General features: G+C 30.0%; 22 protein-coding genes. All 22 read left to right on the top strand.

Going from position 1 to position 20,091, the window contains the following annotated elements; all coding sequences use genetic code 11:
* Window positions 1-24: 24 nt before the first annotated feature.
* Entirely contained in the window at window positions 25-1,101 is a 1,077-nt protein-coding gene (locus TPRIMZ1_RS20140; RefSeq protein ID WP_157784290.1) for an acyltransferase family protein, read from the top strand.
* Window positions 1,102-1,138: 37 nt separating this feature from the next.
* Window positions 1,139-1,558, top strand: coding sequence for a sugar 3,4-ketoisomerase (locus TPRIMZ1_RS0115690; protein ID WP_010262420.1), 420 nt, complete (start codon window positions 1,139-1,141; stop codon window positions 1,556-1,558).
* Window positions 1,548-1,967: a sugar 3,4-ketoisomerase gene (locus TPRIMZ1_RS0115685; RefSeq protein WP_010262417.1), complete on the top strand. Its 420-nt coding sequence runs from the start codon at window positions 1,548-1,550 to the stop codon at window positions 1,965-1,967. The genes TPRIMZ1_RS0115690 and TPRIMZ1_RS0115685 overlap by 11 nt, the downstream gene beginning before the upstream one ends.
* The gene (locus TPRIMZ1_RS0115680) at window positions 1,964-2,485 is read left to right on the top strand and encodes an acyltransferase (protein ID WP_010262414.1); all 522 of its coding nucleotides are present in this window, start codon (window positions 1,964-1,966) and stop codon (window positions 2,483-2,485) included. The genes TPRIMZ1_RS0115685 and TPRIMZ1_RS0115680 overlap by 4 nt, the downstream gene beginning before the upstream one ends.
* 5 nt (window positions 2,486-2,490) lie before the next feature.
* Window positions 2,491-3,597 carry a DegT/DnrJ/EryC1/StrS family aminotransferase gene (locus tag TPRIMZ1_RS0115675; RefSeq protein WP_010262411.1) on the top strand — a complete coding sequence of 369 codons (1,107 nt, stop codon included), beginning with the start codon at window positions 2,491-2,493 and terminating at the stop codon, window positions 3,595-3,597.
* Entirely contained in the window at window positions 3,598-4,944 is a 1,347-nt protein-coding gene (locus tag TPRIMZ1_RS19340) for a hypothetical protein (protein ID WP_010262409.1), read from the top strand.
* Window positions 4,931-6,046, top strand: coding sequence for an adenylyltransferase/cytidyltransferase family protein (locus TPRIMZ1_RS19335; protein ID WP_010262406.1), 1,116 nt, complete (start codon window positions 4,931-4,933; stop codon window positions 6,044-6,046). Before TPRIMZ1_RS19340 ends, TPRIMZ1_RS19335 begins: the two co-directional genes overlap by 14 nt.
* On the top strand, window positions 6,047-7,054 hold the full coding sequence (locus TPRIMZ1_RS0115660; protein WP_010262405.1) for a DMT family transporter: 1,008 nt from the start codon (window positions 6,047-6,049) through the stop codon (window positions 7,052-7,054).
* 25 nt (window positions 7,055-7,079) lie between these two features.
* Window positions 7,080-7,349, top strand: coding sequence for a hypothetical protein (locus tag TPRIMZ1_RS0115655; RefSeq protein WP_010262403.1), 270 nt, complete (start codon window positions 7,080-7,082; stop codon window positions 7,347-7,349).
* Window positions 7,350-7,367: 18 nt separating this feature from the next.
* Complete coding sequence (locus TPRIMZ1_RS0115650) at window positions 7,368-8,810, top strand: lipopolysaccharide biosynthesis protein (protein ID WP_010262402.1); 1,443 nt, start codon at window positions 7,368-7,370, stop codon at window positions 8,808-8,810.
* A gap of 172 nt (window positions 8,811-8,982) precedes the next feature.
* Window positions 8,983-9,945, top strand: coding sequence for a glycosyltransferase family 2 protein (locus TPRIMZ1_RS19900; protein WP_010262401.1), 963 nt, complete (start codon window positions 8,983-8,985; stop codon window positions 9,943-9,945).
* A gap of 205 nt (window positions 9,946-10,150) precedes the next feature.
* Entirely contained in the window at window positions 10,151-10,789 is a 639-nt protein-coding gene (locus TPRIMZ1_RS19325; RefSeq protein ID WP_010262398.1) for a CatB-related O-acetyltransferase, read from the top strand.
* A 3-nt stretch (window positions 10,790-10,792) separates the two neighbouring features.
* Entirely contained in the window at window positions 10,793-11,650 is an 858-nt protein-coding gene (locus TPRIMZ1_RS0115630; protein WP_010262395.1) for a hypothetical protein, read from the top strand.
* A gap of 45 nt (window positions 11,651-11,695) precedes the next feature.
* Window positions 11,696-12,286 (top strand): EpsG family protein, encoded by a 591-nt coding sequence (locus tag TPRIMZ1_RS21175; protein WP_081503686.1) that lies wholly within the window; start codon window positions 11,696-11,698, stop codon window positions 12,284-12,286.
* The gene (locus tag TPRIMZ1_RS21170; RefSeq protein ID WP_081503685.1) at window positions 12,214-12,813 is read left to right on the top strand and encodes an EpsG family protein; all 600 of its coding nucleotides are present in this window, start codon (window positions 12,214-12,216) and stop codon (window positions 12,811-12,813) included. Before TPRIMZ1_RS21175 ends, TPRIMZ1_RS21170 begins: the two co-directional genes overlap by 73 nt.
* 10 nt (window positions 12,814-12,823) lie before the next feature.
* Window positions 12,824-13,690 (top strand): glycosyltransferase, encoded by an 867-nt coding sequence (locus tag TPRIMZ1_RS0115625; RefSeq protein ID WP_010262392.1) that lies wholly within the window; start codon window positions 12,824-12,826, stop codon window positions 13,688-13,690.
* 279 nt (window positions 13,691-13,969) lie between these two features.
* Entirely contained in the window at window positions 13,970-15,016 is a 1,047-nt protein-coding gene (locus tag TPRIMZ1_RS0115620; protein WP_010262389.1) for a glycosyltransferase family 4 protein, read from the top strand.
* A 26-nt stretch (window positions 15,017-15,042) separates the two neighbouring features.
* Window positions 15,043-16,119, top strand: coding sequence for an acyltransferase family protein (locus TPRIMZ1_RS0115615; protein ID WP_010262386.1), 1,077 nt, complete (start codon window positions 15,043-15,045; stop codon window positions 16,117-16,119).
* A 16-nt stretch (window positions 16,120-16,135) separates the two neighbouring features.
* Entirely contained in the window at window positions 16,136-17,035 is a 900-nt protein-coding gene (locus TPRIMZ1_RS0115610; RefSeq protein ID WP_010262384.1) for an NAD-dependent epimerase/dehydratase family protein, read from the top strand.
* On the top strand, window positions 17,014-18,165 hold the full coding sequence (locus TPRIMZ1_RS0115605) for a glycosyltransferase (protein WP_010262381.1): 1,152 nt from the start codon (window positions 17,014-17,016) through the stop codon (window positions 18,163-18,165). Before TPRIMZ1_RS0115610 ends, TPRIMZ1_RS0115605 begins: the two co-directional genes overlap by 22 nt.
* On the top strand, window positions 18,166-18,969 hold the full coding sequence (locus TPRIMZ1_RS0115600) for a glycosyltransferase family 2 protein (RefSeq protein ID WP_010262378.1): 804 nt from the start codon (window positions 18,166-18,168) through the stop codon (window positions 18,967-18,969). It begins immediately after the preceding gene.
* 66 nt (window positions 18,970-19,035) lie between these two features.
* Window positions 19,036-20,091: GDP-mannose 4,6-dehydratase (gene gmd / locus TPRIMZ1_RS0115595; RefSeq protein ID WP_010262375.1), on the top strand; the 1,056-nt coding region annotated here is incomplete at its 3' end.

Genomic DNA, 20,091 nt, shown 5'->3' with positions numbered 1-20,091 from the left:
GACAAAAGGAAAATTTTTTGCATAATGAATCCAACAACAGCCAACAGTTTAGAAAGACAATCTAATTTTGAACTATTGAGATTATTATGCATGTTTTTTATACTCTTTTTACATGTATTTGGAGGAGCATTAGATATTGTAGGAACTTCCATCAGTGCAACAATTTTTGAAAGTTTTTTTGTTGTTGCAGTAAATTGTTTCGTACTTATTTCCGGATATTTTTCAATAAAAGCTAGTTGGAAAGGCTTTATTCACCTATATATATTTTGTACATCTTATTATTTAGGTTTTGGGATATTGGATTCATTAAATATAATTAATCCTCATTCATTTGGAATTGTTGAATTAAAAAGAATAATCATATCATTTTTCCCATTTACACATTCAGGAAATTGGTTTTTACAAGTATATTTTTGCCTTTTTGTAATATCTCCCTTATTGAATAAACTTATAAGTTTATTCAATAAATATAAGCACATTTCATGTTTAGTAATATTAACCATTGTAAATATATGGGTAGGTTTTTATGCCATTAATCCAATGCCTAACAATTCAAATCCGAATGCTAATGGATATAATATTATGCATTTTGTATATTTATATTTCATTGGAAGGTATATATATTTGTATTTATCAACTGAATACAAAATAAAATCATATTTACTAATTTATATTTTACTTTCATTGATATTGTCCGCCTTAATTTTATTAGTGAGCAAATTGGAAATTAATGATTGGTATGTTTTAAAATTAAATTCATTAAATTATAACAACCCTCTGATACTTTTATCTTCTATTTCATTATTTCTGGTATTTAGAAAATTTAAAGTAATGAATAAAAAAATAAATTGGTTGGCTAAATCTGCTTTAGCTGTGTTTATAATTCATACATCTATTCCCTATGGAAATATTTTTCAATATTTAAATAGTAAGTTTGGTTTAAATTGGTATAAATGGTTATTATATTTTTTAGCAGTGATAGTAGTATTTTTTATGTGTTTGCTTATTGATAAAATTAGAATGTTAATAACAAATCCAATTGAAAATATTTTGTCTAAGATAAACGTAGCTAAATATTACGACTTTTTTTTAAGAGGTTAAAATATTAATAAAGTATCGTGTACTAATGGAATGTTATATGAATAATCATTTAGTAGAAAATCCTAAAATAATAGAATTACCCAAAGTACTAGATAAACGTGGGAATCTATCGTTTTTTGAAAATGTCAATCAAATCCCCTTTGCAATAAAGAGAACTTATTGGATATACGATGTTCCCGGGGGAGAATCACGTGGCGGACATGCATATCACGAAAACGAAGAATTTATCGTAGCCCTATCAGGGAGTTTTGATGTTATTCTTGACGATGGAATTGAAAAGGAAACATACAGCCTGAACAGATCCTATTATGGATTATATGTTCCCCAATTATACTGGCGGGAAATGAATAATTTTTCAACTAATTCTTTAGCATTAATTGTGTCAAATACGCAATTTGAGGAAAACGATTATATCCGTGATTATGAAGTGTTCCTTCTAATAAAAAATGATAAATAAAGCCAATGTATACGATTGTTCGATTGTTGAACTACCGGTTAATCATCGGGAAAAAGGTAATTTAACTGTAATCGAAAATGTAAAAGATGTCCCTTTTGAAGTACAGCGAGTGTATTATTTATATGATATCCCCGGTGGGGAATCTCGTGGGGGTCATGCCCATAAAGAATTGCGGCAATTAATTGTCGCGGCATCCGGTAGTTTTGATGTCATATTAAATGATGGTAAGATAAAACGTATCTTTACATTGAATAGGCCATATCAGGGATTGTTGGTTTTTCCTGGAATCTGGCGGGAGCTTGATAATTTTTCATCCGGTTCTGTGTGCCTTGTCCTGGCATCACAAGTATATGATGAAATGGATTATCTGCGGGATTATGATCTTTTTTTAAAATGGAAATTTGAATGATACATTCTCTTGCGGACGTAAAAGCAACCAAAATCGGTATTAATACAAATATCTGGCAATTCTGTGTAATATTAGCCGGTGCAGAAATTGGAGAGAATTGCAATATATGCGCCCAGGTTTTGATAGAGAATGAAGTAAGAATTGGGAATAATGTTACGGTTAAATCGGGTGTGCAGCTTTGGAATGGTGTAATAATTGAGAATGATGTATTTGTAGGTCCAAATGTAACATTTACCAATGATTTAATACCAAGATCCAAACAATATCCGGAAACCTTTTTAAAAACTATTCTGAAGCAAGGGTGTTCAATAAGTGCAAATAGCACAATTATAGCTGGTCATACAGTAGGCGAATATGCTCTTGTCGGCGCAGGCAGTGTTGTGACAAAAGATATCCCTGCATATACGGTATGGTATGGAAACCCTGCTATTCAGAAAGGGTTTATTACTAAATCCGGTATATTAATTGATGAATGGTTTTATGATAACCTGGGTAAAAAATATAGCTTAGAGGAATAATATTTATGACAGTTTCATTTCTATCATTAAAAGATATAACAGATAAGTATTCTAAAGAAATTCATGGTGCAGTAACCCGTGTTATAGACTCCGGTTGGTATTTACAGGGTGAAGAAAACAAACTCTTTGAAACGAATTATTCTCAATACATCGGGACACAATATACTATCGGTGTTGCCAATGGACTCGATGCACTTATCTGGATATTGCGGGCATATATCGAGCTGGGTGTAATATCTCCCGATGATGAAGTAATTGTCCCGGCAAATACCTATATCGCTTCGATTTTGGCGATCACCGAGAACCGGCTTGTACCTATTTTGGTAGAGCCGGATATAAATACCTATCAAATTGACGATGCAAAAATAGAGGCTGCGATAACTAAAAGAACAAAGGCAATCATGATTGTGCACTTATATGGCCGTTGCGCGTATACCGAGAAGATAGGACAGCTTTGTAAACAGTATAATCTAAAGCTGATAGAAGATAATGCTCAATCTCATGGGTGCTTATATAATGGACAGAAAACCGGCTCTCTTGGAGATGCCGCAGGACATAGCTTTTATCCCGGAAAGAACCTTGGAGCTCTTGGGGATGGAGGCGCAGTAACGACTGACGATAAAGAACTTGCCGATACGATTCGGTCTCTTGCAAATTATGGTTCATCAAAAAAATATGTTTTTAAATACCAGGGAAGTAATAGCCGTCTTGATGAAATCCAGGCTGCAGTACTTACGGTTAAATTAAAATATCTTGATGAAGATAATAAATTACGAAAAGAAGTAGCTAGGAAATATATAGAAGGTATTAGGAATTCAAATGTAATACTTCCAAATGTTTTTGACTATAACAATAATGTATTCCATATATTCCCAATTCGGGTAAAAAAAAGGACTGAATTACAGAACTACCTTACAGAAAATGGACTACAAACAATAATTCATTACCCCATACCGCCCCATAGACAGGAATGTTATAAGGAATGGAATAATTTATCGTTCCCTATAACGGAACAAATCCATGATGAAGAGTTGAGTTTACCTATGAGTCCGGTATTAATAGACGATCAGATACATTATACAATTGATGTTATTAATAAATGGAATAATTAAATGGCAATTAAAGAATTTTTGGTGAAATTAAAAATCAAATGGAAAAAGCAAGAGCTATTATCGGCCTTATTTATTCGACTTAAAAAACCTTTTGTATATATCGTTGCAATGATTAAATATAATAAAGTTCAAAAACATTACATTGAAGTTATAAGTATTGTGCATGAGAAAGTTAAGTCAGAACGGAAGATAGTTGCTGGATTTTATGTAATATATGATTCAACTTTCTCTGCAAAACCTCTATTTGAACGGATGTTGCACGACGATCTGTTTGATCCCTACATCGTGGTAACTCCTGATACTCATAGGGGTAATGACAATATGTTAACCCAGTTACATAAAACATATAGTACATTTCTATCTTTGTATGATGAGAAAAAAATATTTTTTGGGTATAACGAAGATATAAATAAGTTTATCGATTATTCAGATAAATTCGACATTGTATGTTTTTTGAATCCTTACGATGAAATGACCCATAAATTTTTTAAGATGGAATATTATAAAGATAAAAATGTATTAACGATCCATGTTAACTATGGATTTTTATCATCAGAGAATTATTCCAAAAAAAATATAATTAATTTGCCATCAATGAATATGTTTTGGAAAGTATTCTCGGAAACTAAATTTTCATATAAGGAATACCAACGATATCAAGACATTAAAGGAAAGAATGTCAGCTTAACTGGGTATTGTAAAATGGATGATTTTGCAATACAACAAAAGTTGGAATTTTCACGTAAGCGTATTATTCTTGCACCTCATCATACAATAGCTAAAGATATACCGGATTATTTGCAATTTTCTAATTTTTTTCGATATGCTGATTTTTTTCAGGCATTACCTCTAAAATACCCTGATATTGATTTCATTTTTCGTCCGCACCCCCTATTGTTTGTCACTTTATCTAAAGAAGAAATATGGGGAGAGAAAAAAGCAAATGAATATCTAGAGAAATTGACTGTAAATCAAAATGTTATTTATTCTAGCGGAGGAACGTATTTTGATGTTTTTGTAAATTCCGATGCAATTATTCACGATTGCAGTTCATTTTTAGTGGAATATTTGTTTACCGGTAATCCATGTTGCTATATGTTAAAAAGTTATAAACAAATGAATACAATATTTACGAAATTTGGTAAAGAGTGTTTAGATGTTTATTATAAAGCATTTAGTGAAAAAGAAATATTAAATTTTATTGACGCTGTTGTAATTCCAAATAACGATGAATTGAAAAAAAATCGTGATGAATATGCTAATAGAAAACTTAAAATTAATTATCCCCATGTTGCGGATACTATATTAAAAGAAATAAAGGTGGCAATAGGTTATGAATACAAATAAAGCGGGCAATGTCTTTACTGCTGGGGTATTTGACCTTTTTCACGCTGGACATATGGAAAGCATAATAAAGATACTTGATTCATTTCCCGATCAAAATTTGATCGTTGGAGTTGCCACAGATAAATATACAGAATCTTTTAAGAGAACACCAATACAGTCATGCCTGGATCGTATAAAAACAATAGAAACAATATTTAAGTCAAATAAACGGGTAACGGTTATAGAAGATCCCTTGGAAACATATGTTGAAAATTACAAGCAATGGTTTTATGAAAAGTATAGTATAACTGACCATTGTCAAGGAACCGATTTTGACGAAAATCCAAAAGTATATGAATATATAAAATCAGTAAATGGATTTCATGTAATGGGCCGCAGTAGTCTTATGTCCACAACGGAATTGATTAACAAATTAACACCATCACATGCAATCAAATTGGGAGGTGACACCAATTTTAATATAAAACTTGGTAATATTGTTATTAAAAAAGTAGTTCATGGGGATATTAATTTTATTGACGATGCATATACTCAGTTGCTTGAAAGAAAATTGTTTGGGATCACAAGTTATCAGCGATTTGATAATATTGTATTGCTTCCCTATATTGAAGGATCTGTTACTGCACAAATAACAGCTAAAGAAATAGTAGATTTATCTGAAAAAATTAACAGATCAGGATTAAAACCAACAATTTCTATTCTTAATGTTTTTAAAAAATATGATTATTCTCCAGATGGTGGTCTGTATAAAGATTTGCTTAATGATATAAAATATGTAAGTCATGGTGACATGGCATATACAAATATTGTTAAAGGACAGAATGGCTTGGTCCCAATTGATTGGGAATTTCTTTGTTATTCAGTAAGATATTGGGATTTAGGCTGTTTCTTCGCTTCCCTATATATATATAAGCACGCCGATTGTATAGAAATTACTGAGAAACTTTCAGAAATACCTGATAAAAGACTTGCCACATTGGCGACTATGTTATTATGTGATTATTGGATCGCGTGGAGTATTTCAACAAACTATGATTTTTTTTCAAAAGAATTAAAAGAATTACGATCATATTTAAGTAATATATTGAAGGGATTGAATTAAATGGATATTAACGAAACCCAAGAAAAAAAACAGTTATCATATGCAAGAAAGGGAATTATTTGGGGATTAATTGGAGGTGCGCTTTATGGTTTTGTTTCTTTATTTCAAACTTTGGGAAGTTCAACCGAACCACTAAATTCCAGTATCGGATTAGGATTATTTGTCGTTCCCTTTGTCATAGGTTGCTTACAAGATACTATGGCAAGTATATGGATGCTTCTTATGAATCTGAAAAAAGGAAAAGGGAAGGAATATTTTAGAGTTCTCAGAACGAAGCCTGGAAGGTTAATTATTGTGGCATCTATATTTGGAGGAATGCTAGCGACTGCTTCCTTTGCGACAGGTGTATTTCTAGCAGGTCCTATATATCCTGTTGCAATAAGTGCTACCTGTCCGGCAGTAGGTGCAATATTATCCAGAACCTTTTTAAAAGAAAAAATATCTTTACGAGGGTGGATAGGAGTTTTTGTATGTGTGGCAGGAGCTATTATAATTAGCTGGATGATTACTCCAGGGGAATCGTATCCGCATTTTTATCTTGGTATTATAGCAGCTGGTGTTTCCTCTCTTGCTTGGGCACTTGAAGGGAATCTTGCCTGTTCTTGCATGGATTTTATTGATCCCGATATAGCGGTTGGTATTCGACAGTTTGTTTCTGCAATTATATTCTTTATAACTCTTTTATTCATTTCTGGTTATAACTTAAGTGCAATAAAATTACTAATAGCCACAATCCCTACAAGCGGTTTTTTATTCCTATGTGCTTCTGGTTTTGCATCAGGCTTTTCATGCCTCTATTATTATAAATCAAACTATGCTTGTGGAACTGCACGCGGTATGGCTTTGAATGTTACATATACCCTTGTTGCAGCGGTTATTGCGTTTTTATTTCTTGGCAGTAAATTAACTATAAATTTTATTATTGGTCTTATAACTTTGATTTTCGGTGTTGTCTTAATAGCTGGTAACCCTAAAGAGCTTTTTTCATTACGCAATATTATCAAATGAATATTGACTAATAAAGGAAAATAATATGGATGAATCTAATATTCCTATGCGTTATAATATTATACGGGTACTATTTCATCAAGAAGGCGGAATGACTGCACAAGAAATATATAAAAATTTTTTTAATATATATCAAGGAGAAATACAATGTAATATCAACGAAATAGATAAGCAATTAATGTCGCTTACAACGGTAGGTATATTAGAGGTATATGAAGAGGCTTTTGTTTTTAAATATAGGATTACAGAGTATGGAAGAAAAAGAGCAGATAAAAACATATCAAAATATTTGTAATATTCGGAAATTAAATAAGTGAAAAATTTTATTAAATCAAAAACAATCATTGGAATGTTATGGAATTTTTTTGAAAAAGCTTCAACGCAGATAGTTAGCTTTGTTATCGGGATTATATTAGCGCGCCTGTTATCACCGGATGATTATGGTATAATCGCGATGTTAACAATATTTATTGCACTATCACAAATTTTCATTGACAGCGGATTTTCAAATGCATTAATTCAACGCCAGGATCGAACGGAGACAGATTTTTCCACTGTATTTTTTTTCAATTTTGTAATTAGTATTGTTATTTATGTTATCTTATTTTTGTTTGCTCCTCTTATCGCGCACTTTTACCGCACTCCGATTCTTCTACAGTTAACAAGGGTTTTATTTCTCATAATTATTTTTAATTCGTTCACTGTTGTACAAAATGCACGCTTAATGATTGCCGTTGATTTTAAAAAAATTGCCCTGGTAAATTTTGTTTCTGTTGTAATTTCCGGTGTTATTGGGATTATCTCCGCTTATAATAATTACGGTGTATGGTCATTAGTTATTCAGTCGTTAGTTCGTTCTATTGTTAGTATGGTTTTGTTTTGGATTGTCGGGTGTTGGCGGCCAACACAAAAAATTTCTTTTCAATCCTTTAAAAGGCTTTTTAGTTTTGGTTCTAAGTTATTATTAGCGGGTACGTTAGCAACAATATTTAACAATATTTATTCTATCGTGATCGGAAAAATATACCAGTCAAAGCAACTAGGATTTTATACTCGGGCGCAACAATTCGCTCAATTACCATCGGGTCTAATTGCAAGTGTATTACAAACATCAACGTTTCCCTTACTAACATCATTACAAAATGATCGATCTAAACTACTGGAAGTATATAAAAGACTATTGAGGATAACCGCCATATTTGTTTTCCCGATCATGACCGGAATTGCTTTATTATCAAAGCACATTATTATCGTCCTTTTGACTGATAAATGGCTTCCAAGTGCTGATTTGTTGTTTTGGGCAGCATTAACCTATTTATTTTATCCATTAAGTGCCCTCAATCTAAATTTGGCAAATGCGATAGGAAGTTCCGGCCTTTTTTTAAAGTTGGATATGAGTAAAATGCCAATGATTTTAATAGCAATGATTATTACGTTTCCAATAAGTATAAAGGCAATAGTTATTGGAAATTTTATTACAGCTTTTATTTCTTATTTAATTAATGCTTATGTGCCGAAGTGCATATTTAGTTATGGAGTGTTGAAACAAACATTTGATGAAAAAAATATTATAATTTCTACATTTATTATGGCAGTATTTTTAATAATTTTTGTTAGAATGATAAGATCAAATATACTTGTACTTGTTTTTGGTATACCCTTGGGTATGTTTGTTTATGGTATAAGTCTCTTTTTATTAAAAGAAGAAGAAATGTGTAATATTATTACAAAATTTAATAAAAAAGATAGAGTATAGATATTGTTAAAAGAATGATAGGTCTTTCCACTAATGCCTTAGTGAATATTATAAAGACTGAAGAGATTGTTATTGAATTAATATTACGAATGATTTTCATGAAGAATCATGTTGTATATATCACAACTAAAATAATGATGAAAATTATTTATATTCAATCTGAAGAAGTAAAATGGATCAATTCTCTTTAGTTTCAATAGTTATTATTACATTTAATTCGTCTGAATATATTTCTGAAACTTTGGAAAGTGTAAAAGAACAAACTTATCAAAATATTGAATTAGTAATTTCAGATGACCATTCTTCTGATGACACTGTAGATATTTGCAATAAGTGGCTTGAAGAAAACAGAAAACTATTTAAAAATGTAAAAATAATTGTTCCAAATAAGAATACAGGTACTGCAATAAATCTCAATCGAGGTATTAATGCTTCAACCGGACAATGGATAAAAATATTAGCGGGGGATGATAAATTATTTCCTTTTTCTATAAATGAATTTGTAAATTTTGTTGCTATTAATAATTGTAATATTTGTTGTTGCAAATTGAAACTTTTTGGTGAAGATAGAGAGTTAATAGAAAAAGAAGAAAGTTCTTATGAAAAATGTTATAAAGAAATTAATACTGATTTAAAATGCCAAAAAAAAATGATTTTGAGGTGGTTATTTGTTCCAGGTCCTGGTTTGTTCTTTTCAAAAGAATTATTTAACTCGGTAGGTGGATATAATGAAGACTATCCATTTGCTGACGAATGGCCATTTACGACTAGTATAATAACTACTGGAAATAAAATATTTCTTGTAGATAAAGAGTTGTATTATTATCGAATACATTCTGGTTCTTTATGCCGTGATGAATTAGGAATGAATGAGCGAGTTTTTCATGACATGAGAAAATATTTTTACAAGGAAGGATTTTATAAATTAGTAAGAAATGGTGATTTATTTTATGCATGGCATTTATACTTAAATTATATTTTGTTAACACTAAATTATAAATCAAATAAAAGAGTTTTTTTAAAGTATTTTAAATTGATAATGATATTTTCACCAATGACATACCTAAATTTAATAAAAAAAGTTATTAAATTTATAAATTTGGGCATCGCTAGAAATCCAAACAAAACAAAGTAGATATGATTTGTTTATGAAGCAGAAATATCATTTGATGAGACACGGTCATTGGCAGATTTTATAGTAAGGAACGTAAAGATATCAATGAAATAATAAAACGATGTTATTTTTATCTAAGTATATATCCAATAACTGGCGGGCTAACAGTCAATTGGCTAAAAAAATGTTGTAATAAATAATTTGTATAAAAAACAATAAGCATTAAATGGCAAGAAATCGCAATTACATTTTTAATTTAAATATGATCAAATATTTATATCGCCATGTAATAAATAAAATGAAACTATTACTATTTATTGCAAAATGGCGAAAATTAAACAAACTAAATTTAACAATCCCTGTATGTATTTTTCCTATAGAAAATGTAAAAATAGGCGAAAAAACGTACGGAAAATTAAATGTTCAAATTGCGTCTAAAACAACGACTAAACTAATAATTGGCTCTTATTGTTCAATAGGTGATGACTCGAAATTTCTTTTATGTGTAGATCATGACATAGCTAAATTATCTTCGTATCCTGTAAATAGCCTTTTATTGAATTCCGGATACGATGCTATAAGTAAGGGTGATATTATAATCAAAGATGATGTTTGGATTGGTTCTAACGTAATTCTTTTATCTGGTCTCACCATAGGCCAAGGGGCAGTGTTAGCTACTGGCGCAGTAATTACAAAAGATGTACCACCGTATGCCATAGTTGGAGGAGTTCCTGCAAGAATAATCAAATATAGATTTACAAAAGAAATTATAGAAAAATTATTAAGATTAGAAATTAATCAAATTATGGGCAGTATTTCATCTAAAGAAAGATGGCAAACAATCAATAAGGAATATTTATTTTAGAATATGAGAACAAATATTATAAAAGAGGTCTTCTGTTACCCCATAACATTTGAAACAAAATGTTATGAAAAAGATTGGGAATATTTATTAAAAACAAATTATTTAAATAATATGATTAATAATTGTAATTATAACTTTAAGTTTAAACAATTGATTATAAATAATGTAGATAATCCAGAAAAAGTAAAAATATTTGCACAAAAAAAGATTGATAAAGGTATAATAGACGCATATTATTTTGTAGATGATTATATCGACGAGGCTCTGAAATGTTTTGATATTAAAAAAGAATCGTTTGGAACAGGATATTATTATTCGAGTGCTGAATTAGTTGGTATATATTTATCTAAAACCAAATACCATCTCCATTTCTCTAGTGATGCATTTATGAATAAAAAAAATAAAAATAGTCGATGGATACATGATGCCTGTGAGATTTTAAATAGTGAAAGTAAATATTTTGTAGCTAATCCGATGTGGGATTATAGTTATAATACTATATGTATGAACTTTGATGATAAGCGTCCAGAAAATTTTTTTGTTGGATATGGGTTTTCTGATCAATGCTATTTAATACGAACAGATGATTTTAAAAAAGATATTTATAACTATTCACATCCAGCTTCGAAAAGATATCCAAAGTATGGGGGTGAGCTCTTTGAGAAAAGAGTTGATTCTTATATGCAAACAAAGGGTTTACTTAGATTGATTGCGCGTCATGAAAGTTATATACATAGAAATTTTTCTAAATCTAAATACTTGAAACTAATTATACTTATATTAATAAGATGTGATTTATATTTTCCTATTAGAAATTTAGTAATTATTTTAAAAAATACTTTGTATAGGATAAAGCTCTAATTATATTATTGTATATATTCCTATAAATATCTATTCAGGTGTTAGATGAGTTCGGCCATTATTTTATTTTATTCTATTTATTCCTTTCTGTTTATTGAATTAGCAAATAAAATAAAGGGTAGATATATCGTAATCATACTTTTTATACTACCTTTTATCATTTTGATAGCTTTAAGATCAAGCATGGTACCTGATACGTTAATATATATAAGATATTATCTTGTATCAAATACAAATTTATTTGATACAAGTAGTAACCTGCGTTTTGAAATTGGCTATCAAATAATAAATAAAATAATTAAAATATTTGTGCATGATAATTTTAGACTATTCTTTGCTATTATAACGTTTTTTAATTTATTTTTAGTTATGTGTGTTCAAAAGAACTTATCTATACAAAGTGGTTACTTAAATGATAATTATTCATCATTATTATTATTACTTCTTTATATTCCATTCTGGGGAATTTATCATAATGCTGTAATATTACGCGAAGGACTATCAATATCATTTTTATTGCTTTTATCGGTATATTGTATAAAAAATAAAAAAATAAAAAGGATATTGTCTTTATTGTTATATTATATATCGTATCGGGAACTTTTCATATTGCAGCCTGGCTCTTTGGTATTATAATTATTTTGATAATTAATTTGTCAAAACGATCTAAAAGCAATATCTATTATATTTATTGGTTTATTATTGGATCAATTTATTTTTCAGATATATCTTATCAAATTGTGAATTATATAACTCAAAATGATTTTATTAGTTTATCGCAGAATAATATAAATCGACTTGTTTCTATGTTATTACATTATATGGAATCTCAGTATTTTTTTGGATCATCAAGGGTATCATTGAAATTTTTATTTTTTTGGATGAGTGCACTTTTATTTATAGACGGTGTTAGAAGTAATAATTCATTGTATTATTTCAAATATTTAAATGTTTATTTATTTGGATTAATGATATTTGCATTAGGTAGAAGTATTTTATTAATTGAACGAGTTACAGATTATTTTTTAATATATTCAATTATACTTTTTTGGTATAATTTTAAGGGGAAAAAAATATTTGATGATAGTAGTAATTATTATTTTATTCTATTATTATCCATGCTTGCTCAAAATATTTTTTTTATAAGAATTATTAATAAATAATGGTTTTGAAATGAAAAAAATATCTATTATAATAGTCACATTCAACTCAAGTAATATAATAAAAAAATGTTTAGATTCTATTATTAATAATAATGATATAGGTGAAAAATTAGAAATAATAATTGTTGATAACAATAGCGATGATGTTGAATGTGTATCTAGTATAATAAAAGAATATTATCAAGGAAAAATAGTTTTCGTAAAAAATAATAAAAATGGTGGCTACGGGTATGGGAATAACATTGGAATAAAAATATCTTCTGCTCCAATTATTTTGATAATGAATCCTGATGTTATATTAAATAAGCCTATTTTTCAAGAATTATATAGTAGTTTTACTAATCACAATGTTGTAATTGTTGGATTACAGCAATATGAGAATGAACATAGGAAAGGCCGATCTTTTTTAATGTTGAATACTAGTATTTTTGAATTAATATTTTATAAAATATATAAATTGTTAAATATTTATAATCAAAAACATTGTTGTTTTAGTGGAGCTTGTTTTGCAATTAGAAAAGAAATAATAGAAAATATAGGTTATTTTAATGAAAATATATTTTTATATGGTGAAGAAAAATATATTCACTTGTCAATTGCTTGTAAGATAAAGAAATGTAAATTCTTATATAACAAGAATATTTCATATATTCATCCTATTGAGAACAGGGTGAATTCTGATAAACAGGTGATAATGGGTTTACAATCAAGTGAATATATTCATAAGGTATTTGGATTAAATTATAAAAGATCTTATAGGCAAATGATAAATATGTATAAATTTATGAAAATCATTTCCCTAGTACGGAATAATTTTAAAAAGTTGAAATTAATAGAAAATACTTTGAATATTTTGTATACACATTTTCCTGATTAGGAATGTATACTTTTTCGAACAATAATATTGAGAGGGGATCCTAAAGAATTTATAGATCTCATCAGGTATAGTTCTGTTATAAATAATGAAATTCTAAAAAAATATTAATATTTTTTAATATTAAGTTGATAAAAATTATAACTTTACTAAAGAAAATGCTTACTGGAATATTCGTGTTCAATATTTAATAGATTCTCTGCAAAAATATGAATATGTAATTTAAAAGAGAATGTTAAAGATACATAATTGTATTTATACTCTGACATATGGTGAGCTATTTTGAAAATTAATATCATATATCTTTATACAGAAATTCAACCCTATAATATAGCAATATTTCATGAGCTGTTGAAACGGAAAAATGTTGCTATTCATGTTTTTCACTGGGACAAAAAAATCTTAACTCCTTATATCCCTCCGGAAATTGAGAATGTATATTATTATAAAAAGTCTGATTTCAAGACAGTAAATGAATTATTTTTAACGATTAAAAATTTGGATCCAACAATAATATATACTTCTGGTTGGATAGATAAAGATTATATGTCTGTATGTCGAAAAACTAGAAAATATTTATCTATTCCGGTAGTTTCTGGTTCTGATACTTATTGGCGTGGTGGTAAACAATGGCTTAATATCATAGCGTCGCCTTTCTGGCATAGAAAATGTTTTTCGCACATTCAAGTATCTGGTTTATGGCAATTTGAATATGCTCACCGACTGGGTTTTCATGCTCAAAATATTTTAATGCATAATCTTTCAGCTGATACAGAACTTTTTAGAAAAATAAGCATAGTGCAAAAAGAGAGATCATACCCCAAAAATATACTTTATATAGGTAGGTTTTCTCCGGAAAAGGGGTTAAAATATTTAATAGAAGCCTGGAATGCAATAAGCGATAGAAAATCATGGCGATTGATTTTAATAGGTAATGGACCCGAAAAGAATGTGTTAATAAAAAATAAGAATGTTGAGATAAAAGATTATGCAAATCAAGAAGTATTAACAAAATACATTCAAAATGCAGGATGTTTTGTCCTGCCATCCATAAAAGAGCAATGGTCCTTGGTATTACATGAGGCTGCCACCGGCGGATTACCGATATTAGCATCGGACATATGTGGTGCTGTGCCATATTTTGTTATAAATAACTATAATGGTTATACTTTTAAACCAGGCAATGTTTCTGAAATACAGTTAGCAATTGAAAAAATAATAGATGCCAGTGAAAAAAGACTTGTAGAAATGTCATATAATAGTCGAAAATTATCTGAAAAAATTACACCAGAAATTGTAGCAAATACTTTCTTGAGCGTTTTGCCTTAAAGTATTTATAATAAAAGGAAATTTTTATGGAAATAAATGAAAATATATCAAAAAGAATAATTGCATTACGATTTATTCTTGTATTTTTTATTTTACTAATACACAATAATATAACGGAATTACATTTTGTTGACAATCTTGCGATGAACGAATATCAACATATTATAATACTCAAAATACAGCAATTAATAGGGATAATTGTTTATACGACTATCCTTCCAACTTATTTTTTATTATCTGGTTATTTAATATATGCCAAAGAAATAAAATTTATTATTGTAGTTAAAAAAAAATGCCGCTCTATTTTATTGCCATATTTTATCTGGACTTTATTAGCCATTTTGTTCTTTTATATAGCTCAAAGTTTCTCATTTACAAAAATATATTTTACAACACCTAGAACTTTAATTCGTCAATTTGGAGTACTTGATTGGATAGATGTGTTTTGGGGAAAACTCACACCGATGGCACAAGGCTATCCACTTGTTGGTCAGTTTTGGTTTCTAAGAGATTTATTTATTCTGGATCTGTTATTTTTAGTGATAAAAAAATTGATCGATTTGTTTCCATTAGGAACATTCATATTTTTTTTTATAATATGGTTAACCGATATAAATATTTATATAGTATCAACTAGTGGATTATTGTTTTTTTCATTGGGTTATTATATTGTAAAATATTCATTAAATGAAGGAAAAATCGATAAAATAAATATAATAGAATTAGCCGTTGTCTGCTTGTTAACATTATGTATTGAATTATTTTTTAATAAGCATGTCCCACAAATTCATACTATTAATACTTTCCTTGGATGTATATTCTTAATAAGATTATCTTGGTTTCTTGTAAGAAAAAAATATCTATATGAGTTTCTTAAAAAATTGGAGAAATACTCGTTTTTTGTTTTTGCTATTCATTTACCCTATTTGCTTGTGTTGAATAAACTTTATATGCGAATTATTCCAATATCCGGATTGGCCGGTGTATTGTTACAATATTTCTGTATTGCGATATTTGGAACAACACTGTTTTTAACTATTGGCGTAATAATTCGAAAAAAATTACCAAAAATATTTGCTTTGGTAACTGGAAATAGGCTCTGACACAATAATTAGTTATATGAAAATAATCATTATCGGTTCAAAAGGTTTTATTGGTTCTCATTGCGTTTCTTATTTTTCAAAACAAAATAATGATGTTTGGGAGTCAGATATAGTTGTTGATTCCAAAAATAATAATAAGTATTATTCAATAGACACAATAAGCCCAGATTTTTCAGTAATATTTAAGGCGCAGCAATTTGATGTTTGTGTTAATTGTTCTGGTGCTGCAAACGTTCCCGAATCATTTGTTAATCCATTGAAGGATTATCATCTTAATACCGTTAATGTTTTTAGGATACTTAACTCTTTACGGCAATTTAATTCTAAATGTAAGTTTATAAATTTATCGTCGGCTGCTGTCTATGGTAGTCCTAAAAAATTGCCTATAAGCGAAGATATGATGATGAACCCAATCTCTCCATATGGGTGGCATAAACAGCAGGCAGAGATTATAAGCAAAGAATTCTTTTTATTATATGGGATTCAAACCATAAATTTACGTATATTCTCTGTTTATGGCGTGGGTTTAAGGAAACAAATATTCTGGGATATATTTCAAAAGGTGAAAAATAGTGATAATATAGAATTATTTGGCACGGGAAATGAATCTAGAGATTTCATCTATATAGAAGATTTGGTAAGAGCCATTGATCATATTATAAAATTCGCAGAATTTAACAGTGAAGCAATAAATATATCGTCAGGAATAGAGACTACTATTAAAGAAGCAGCTACATTGTTATGTAAAAATATCAGGGATAATATCAATATTATTTTTAACCAACAAATTAGAGAAGGTGATCCTATAAATTGGCGATCTGATATAAATAAATTAACCTCCTATGGGTTTGTTAATAATTACAGTCTGGAAATGGGAATAAAAGAGTTGGCAAAGTGGCTGAAAGAAAACATTTAACATTACTTTATAATTTTGATGAAACTTGGATAGGAGGTACTTATTATGTTCTTAATATAATAAAGGCATTAAATAGCCTATCGGATAATGGAGTGAAACCAAAGATAACGATTATTCATCAATATAAAATTGGATTAGATGCTATTAAAGCGATTAATTATCCTTATATAGAATTTTTAGAAACCAATATTAAATTATCATTTTTAAAGAAAATAATAAATATTATAAGTGATTTATTTTTTTATCGTGGTCTTTTTGAAATTAAATTACCTTTAGAAAAAATAGACTTTGTTTATCCGTTTGCTACACATATTAATACAAACAATATAAAATCTGCATATTATTGGATCCCAGATTTTCAAGATCGATATTTACCGCATTTTTTTCGAGTATTTGAATGTACTTTACGTCACTGGAATAGGTTATTGATGATCCGAAAAGGATATCCAATTATTTTTAGCAGCTCTACTGCACTGGCAGATTTTAAGATGTTTTACCCCCGGGCTAAAAATAAAACAGAAATTATTTCTTTTGTCAGTATAATAGGGGATCAATATAAAACAGTAGATTTCTTTGCTTTAAAAATAAAATATAATTTGCCTCAATTATATTTTATATCACCCAACCAATTTTGGAGGCATAAGAATCAGGTTATTGTTTTACAAGCAATTGATATATTGAAGAGGAATGGTATTGAACTAAAGGTTATTTTTACCGGCAAAGAATATGATAATAGAAACCCCGAATATTTTACCATGTTGCAAAACTTTGTCGAAGAAAAGGATATTGATAGTTCTGTATCATTTTTAGGTTTTATTGATCGTGATGAACAACTGCAGATAATGAATAATGCTGTGTGTATAATTCAGCCTTCATTGTTTGAGGGTTGGAGTACTGTTGTTGAAGATGCAAAAGCTTTAAATAAATATATTTTAGTTTCAGATATACCTTTACATAGGGAGCAGATAATTAATAATTGCTCTTTTTTTAACCCTAAAGATCCTGATGATCTAGCTAATAAAATGTTATCTTGCCTTTGCAATATGAAAGACGTTGTTTCCCATAACTATAACAGTAATATTCATAAATTTGCAATGGAAATAATTAATTTAATAAGCAATAAGACATAAATGAAAATATCAATAGTAACTGTTTGTTATAATAGCGTTATAACAATGCGTAATACGATTAAATCTGCGCTATCTCAAGTTGATGTTAATTTAGAATATATTATTGTAGATGGCGCTTCAGTAGATGGTACTTTGGATATAATTAAAGAATATGCGGAGAAATACCCTAAAATAATTAAATATATTTCTTCGCCTGATGCCGGTATATATGATGCGATGAATAAGGGTATTGAAATTGCAACTGGTACTATTATTGGGATATTAAATAGTGATGATTGTTATTCAGCTAATGATGTTTTATATTTCATAAGCAGAGAATTTGATAAAACTGGAAGCGATGCTGTATATGGAGATTTGCTTTATGTAAAGAATAATAAACCCTATCGTTATTGGAAATCAGGAGAACGAAAATCATTTAAATCCGGATGGATGATACCTCACCCGTCTTTCTTTGTTAAAAAAGAAATCTATATAAAATATGGTAATTTTCGCCTTGATTGCGGCAGTGCTGCCGACTACGAAATATTATTACGTCTTCTTGAAAAATATTCTATTTCTATATCTTATTTACCTAAAGTTCTTGTTTATATGAGAATAGGTGGTGTGAGCAATTCGGGGATAAAATCAAGAATTAATGCTCTAATTGAAGATAAACATGCTTGGGAAGTTAACAGTTTAGAGCCATTGAAATTCACAATATTTTTGAAAAAAATATATAAATTATCTCAGTTTATTAGAGCAAAAACATATAAGTCTCCTTGTAATCCATCGCTTTTATCTGTAGATAATTTTTCAGGATATTGATTTTAATAAAAATCGTCCCCATCACCAAGTCCTGTTTAATTAATTAAGTGAGAAAGGAATTTATTAATGAAAACGGCCCTCATCACCGGTGTGACCGGACAAGACGGAGCGTATCTGTCAGAATTTCTCTTGAAGAAAGGCTATGAGGTCCACGGCATCAAACGCCGCTCTTCCAGCTTCAATACCCAGCGTGTTGACCACCTCTACCAGGACCCCCATGTCAAGAATAAACATTTTATCCTTCATTACGGGGACCTGACCGACACTTCAAACCTAATACGTATTATCCAGTACGTCCAACCCGATGAAATCTACAACCTGGGCGCCCAAAGCCATGTGCAGGTTTCTTTTGAAGTACCCGAGTATACCGCGGACGATGACGGCATCGGTACCCTCCGCCTGCTGGAGGCAATCCGGATTCTTGGCCTGGAAAAGAAGGTCCGGTTTTATCAGGCCTCAACCTCGGAGTTATACGGCAAGGTCCAGGAAATTCCCCAAAAGGAAACCACCCCCTTCTATCCCCGAAGCCCTTATGCCTGTGCAAAGCTCTACGCCTATTGGATAACCGTCAATTACCGGGAGAGCTACGGGATGCACGCCAGCAACGGCATTCTCTTTAATCATGAAAGCCCCCTTAGGGGGGAAACCTTTGTGACCCGCAAGGTCACCCGTGCCGCCGCCCGCATCAAACTGGGACTGCAGGACCGGCTCTTTATGGGTAACCTCGACTCCAAGCGGGACTGGGGCTTTGCGGGGGATTATGTGGAGCTTATGTGGCTTATGCTGCAGCAGGAAGAGCCGGATGACTATGTGATGGCAACCGGAGTAACCACAACGGTCCGTGATTTTATCAGCATGGCGTTTAAGGAAGCGGGAATTGTTTTAAAGTGGGAAGGTAACGGCGTTGAGGAAAAAGGGATAGACGCCAGTTCAGGAACGGTATTGGTAGAAATTGATCCCCGTTATTTCCGACCGGCGGAGGTTGAGTTGCTTATTGGGGATCCTTCCAAGGCAAAGGCAAAGCTCGGCTGGGAACCGAAGGTGCAGCTTCCGGAGTTAGTTAAGATGATGGTAGCAAACGACATTCAATTGGCGGAGCGGGAAGTCCACCTGAAAGAGGGT

This window comes from Treponema primitia ZAS-1 (assembly GCF_000297095.1).
Taxonomy (GTDB): domain Bacteria; phylum Spirochaetota; class Spirochaetia; order Treponematales; family Breznakiellaceae; genus Termitinema; species Termitinema primitia_A.
This window is presented reverse-complemented; position numbering and strand designations above follow the sequence as displayed.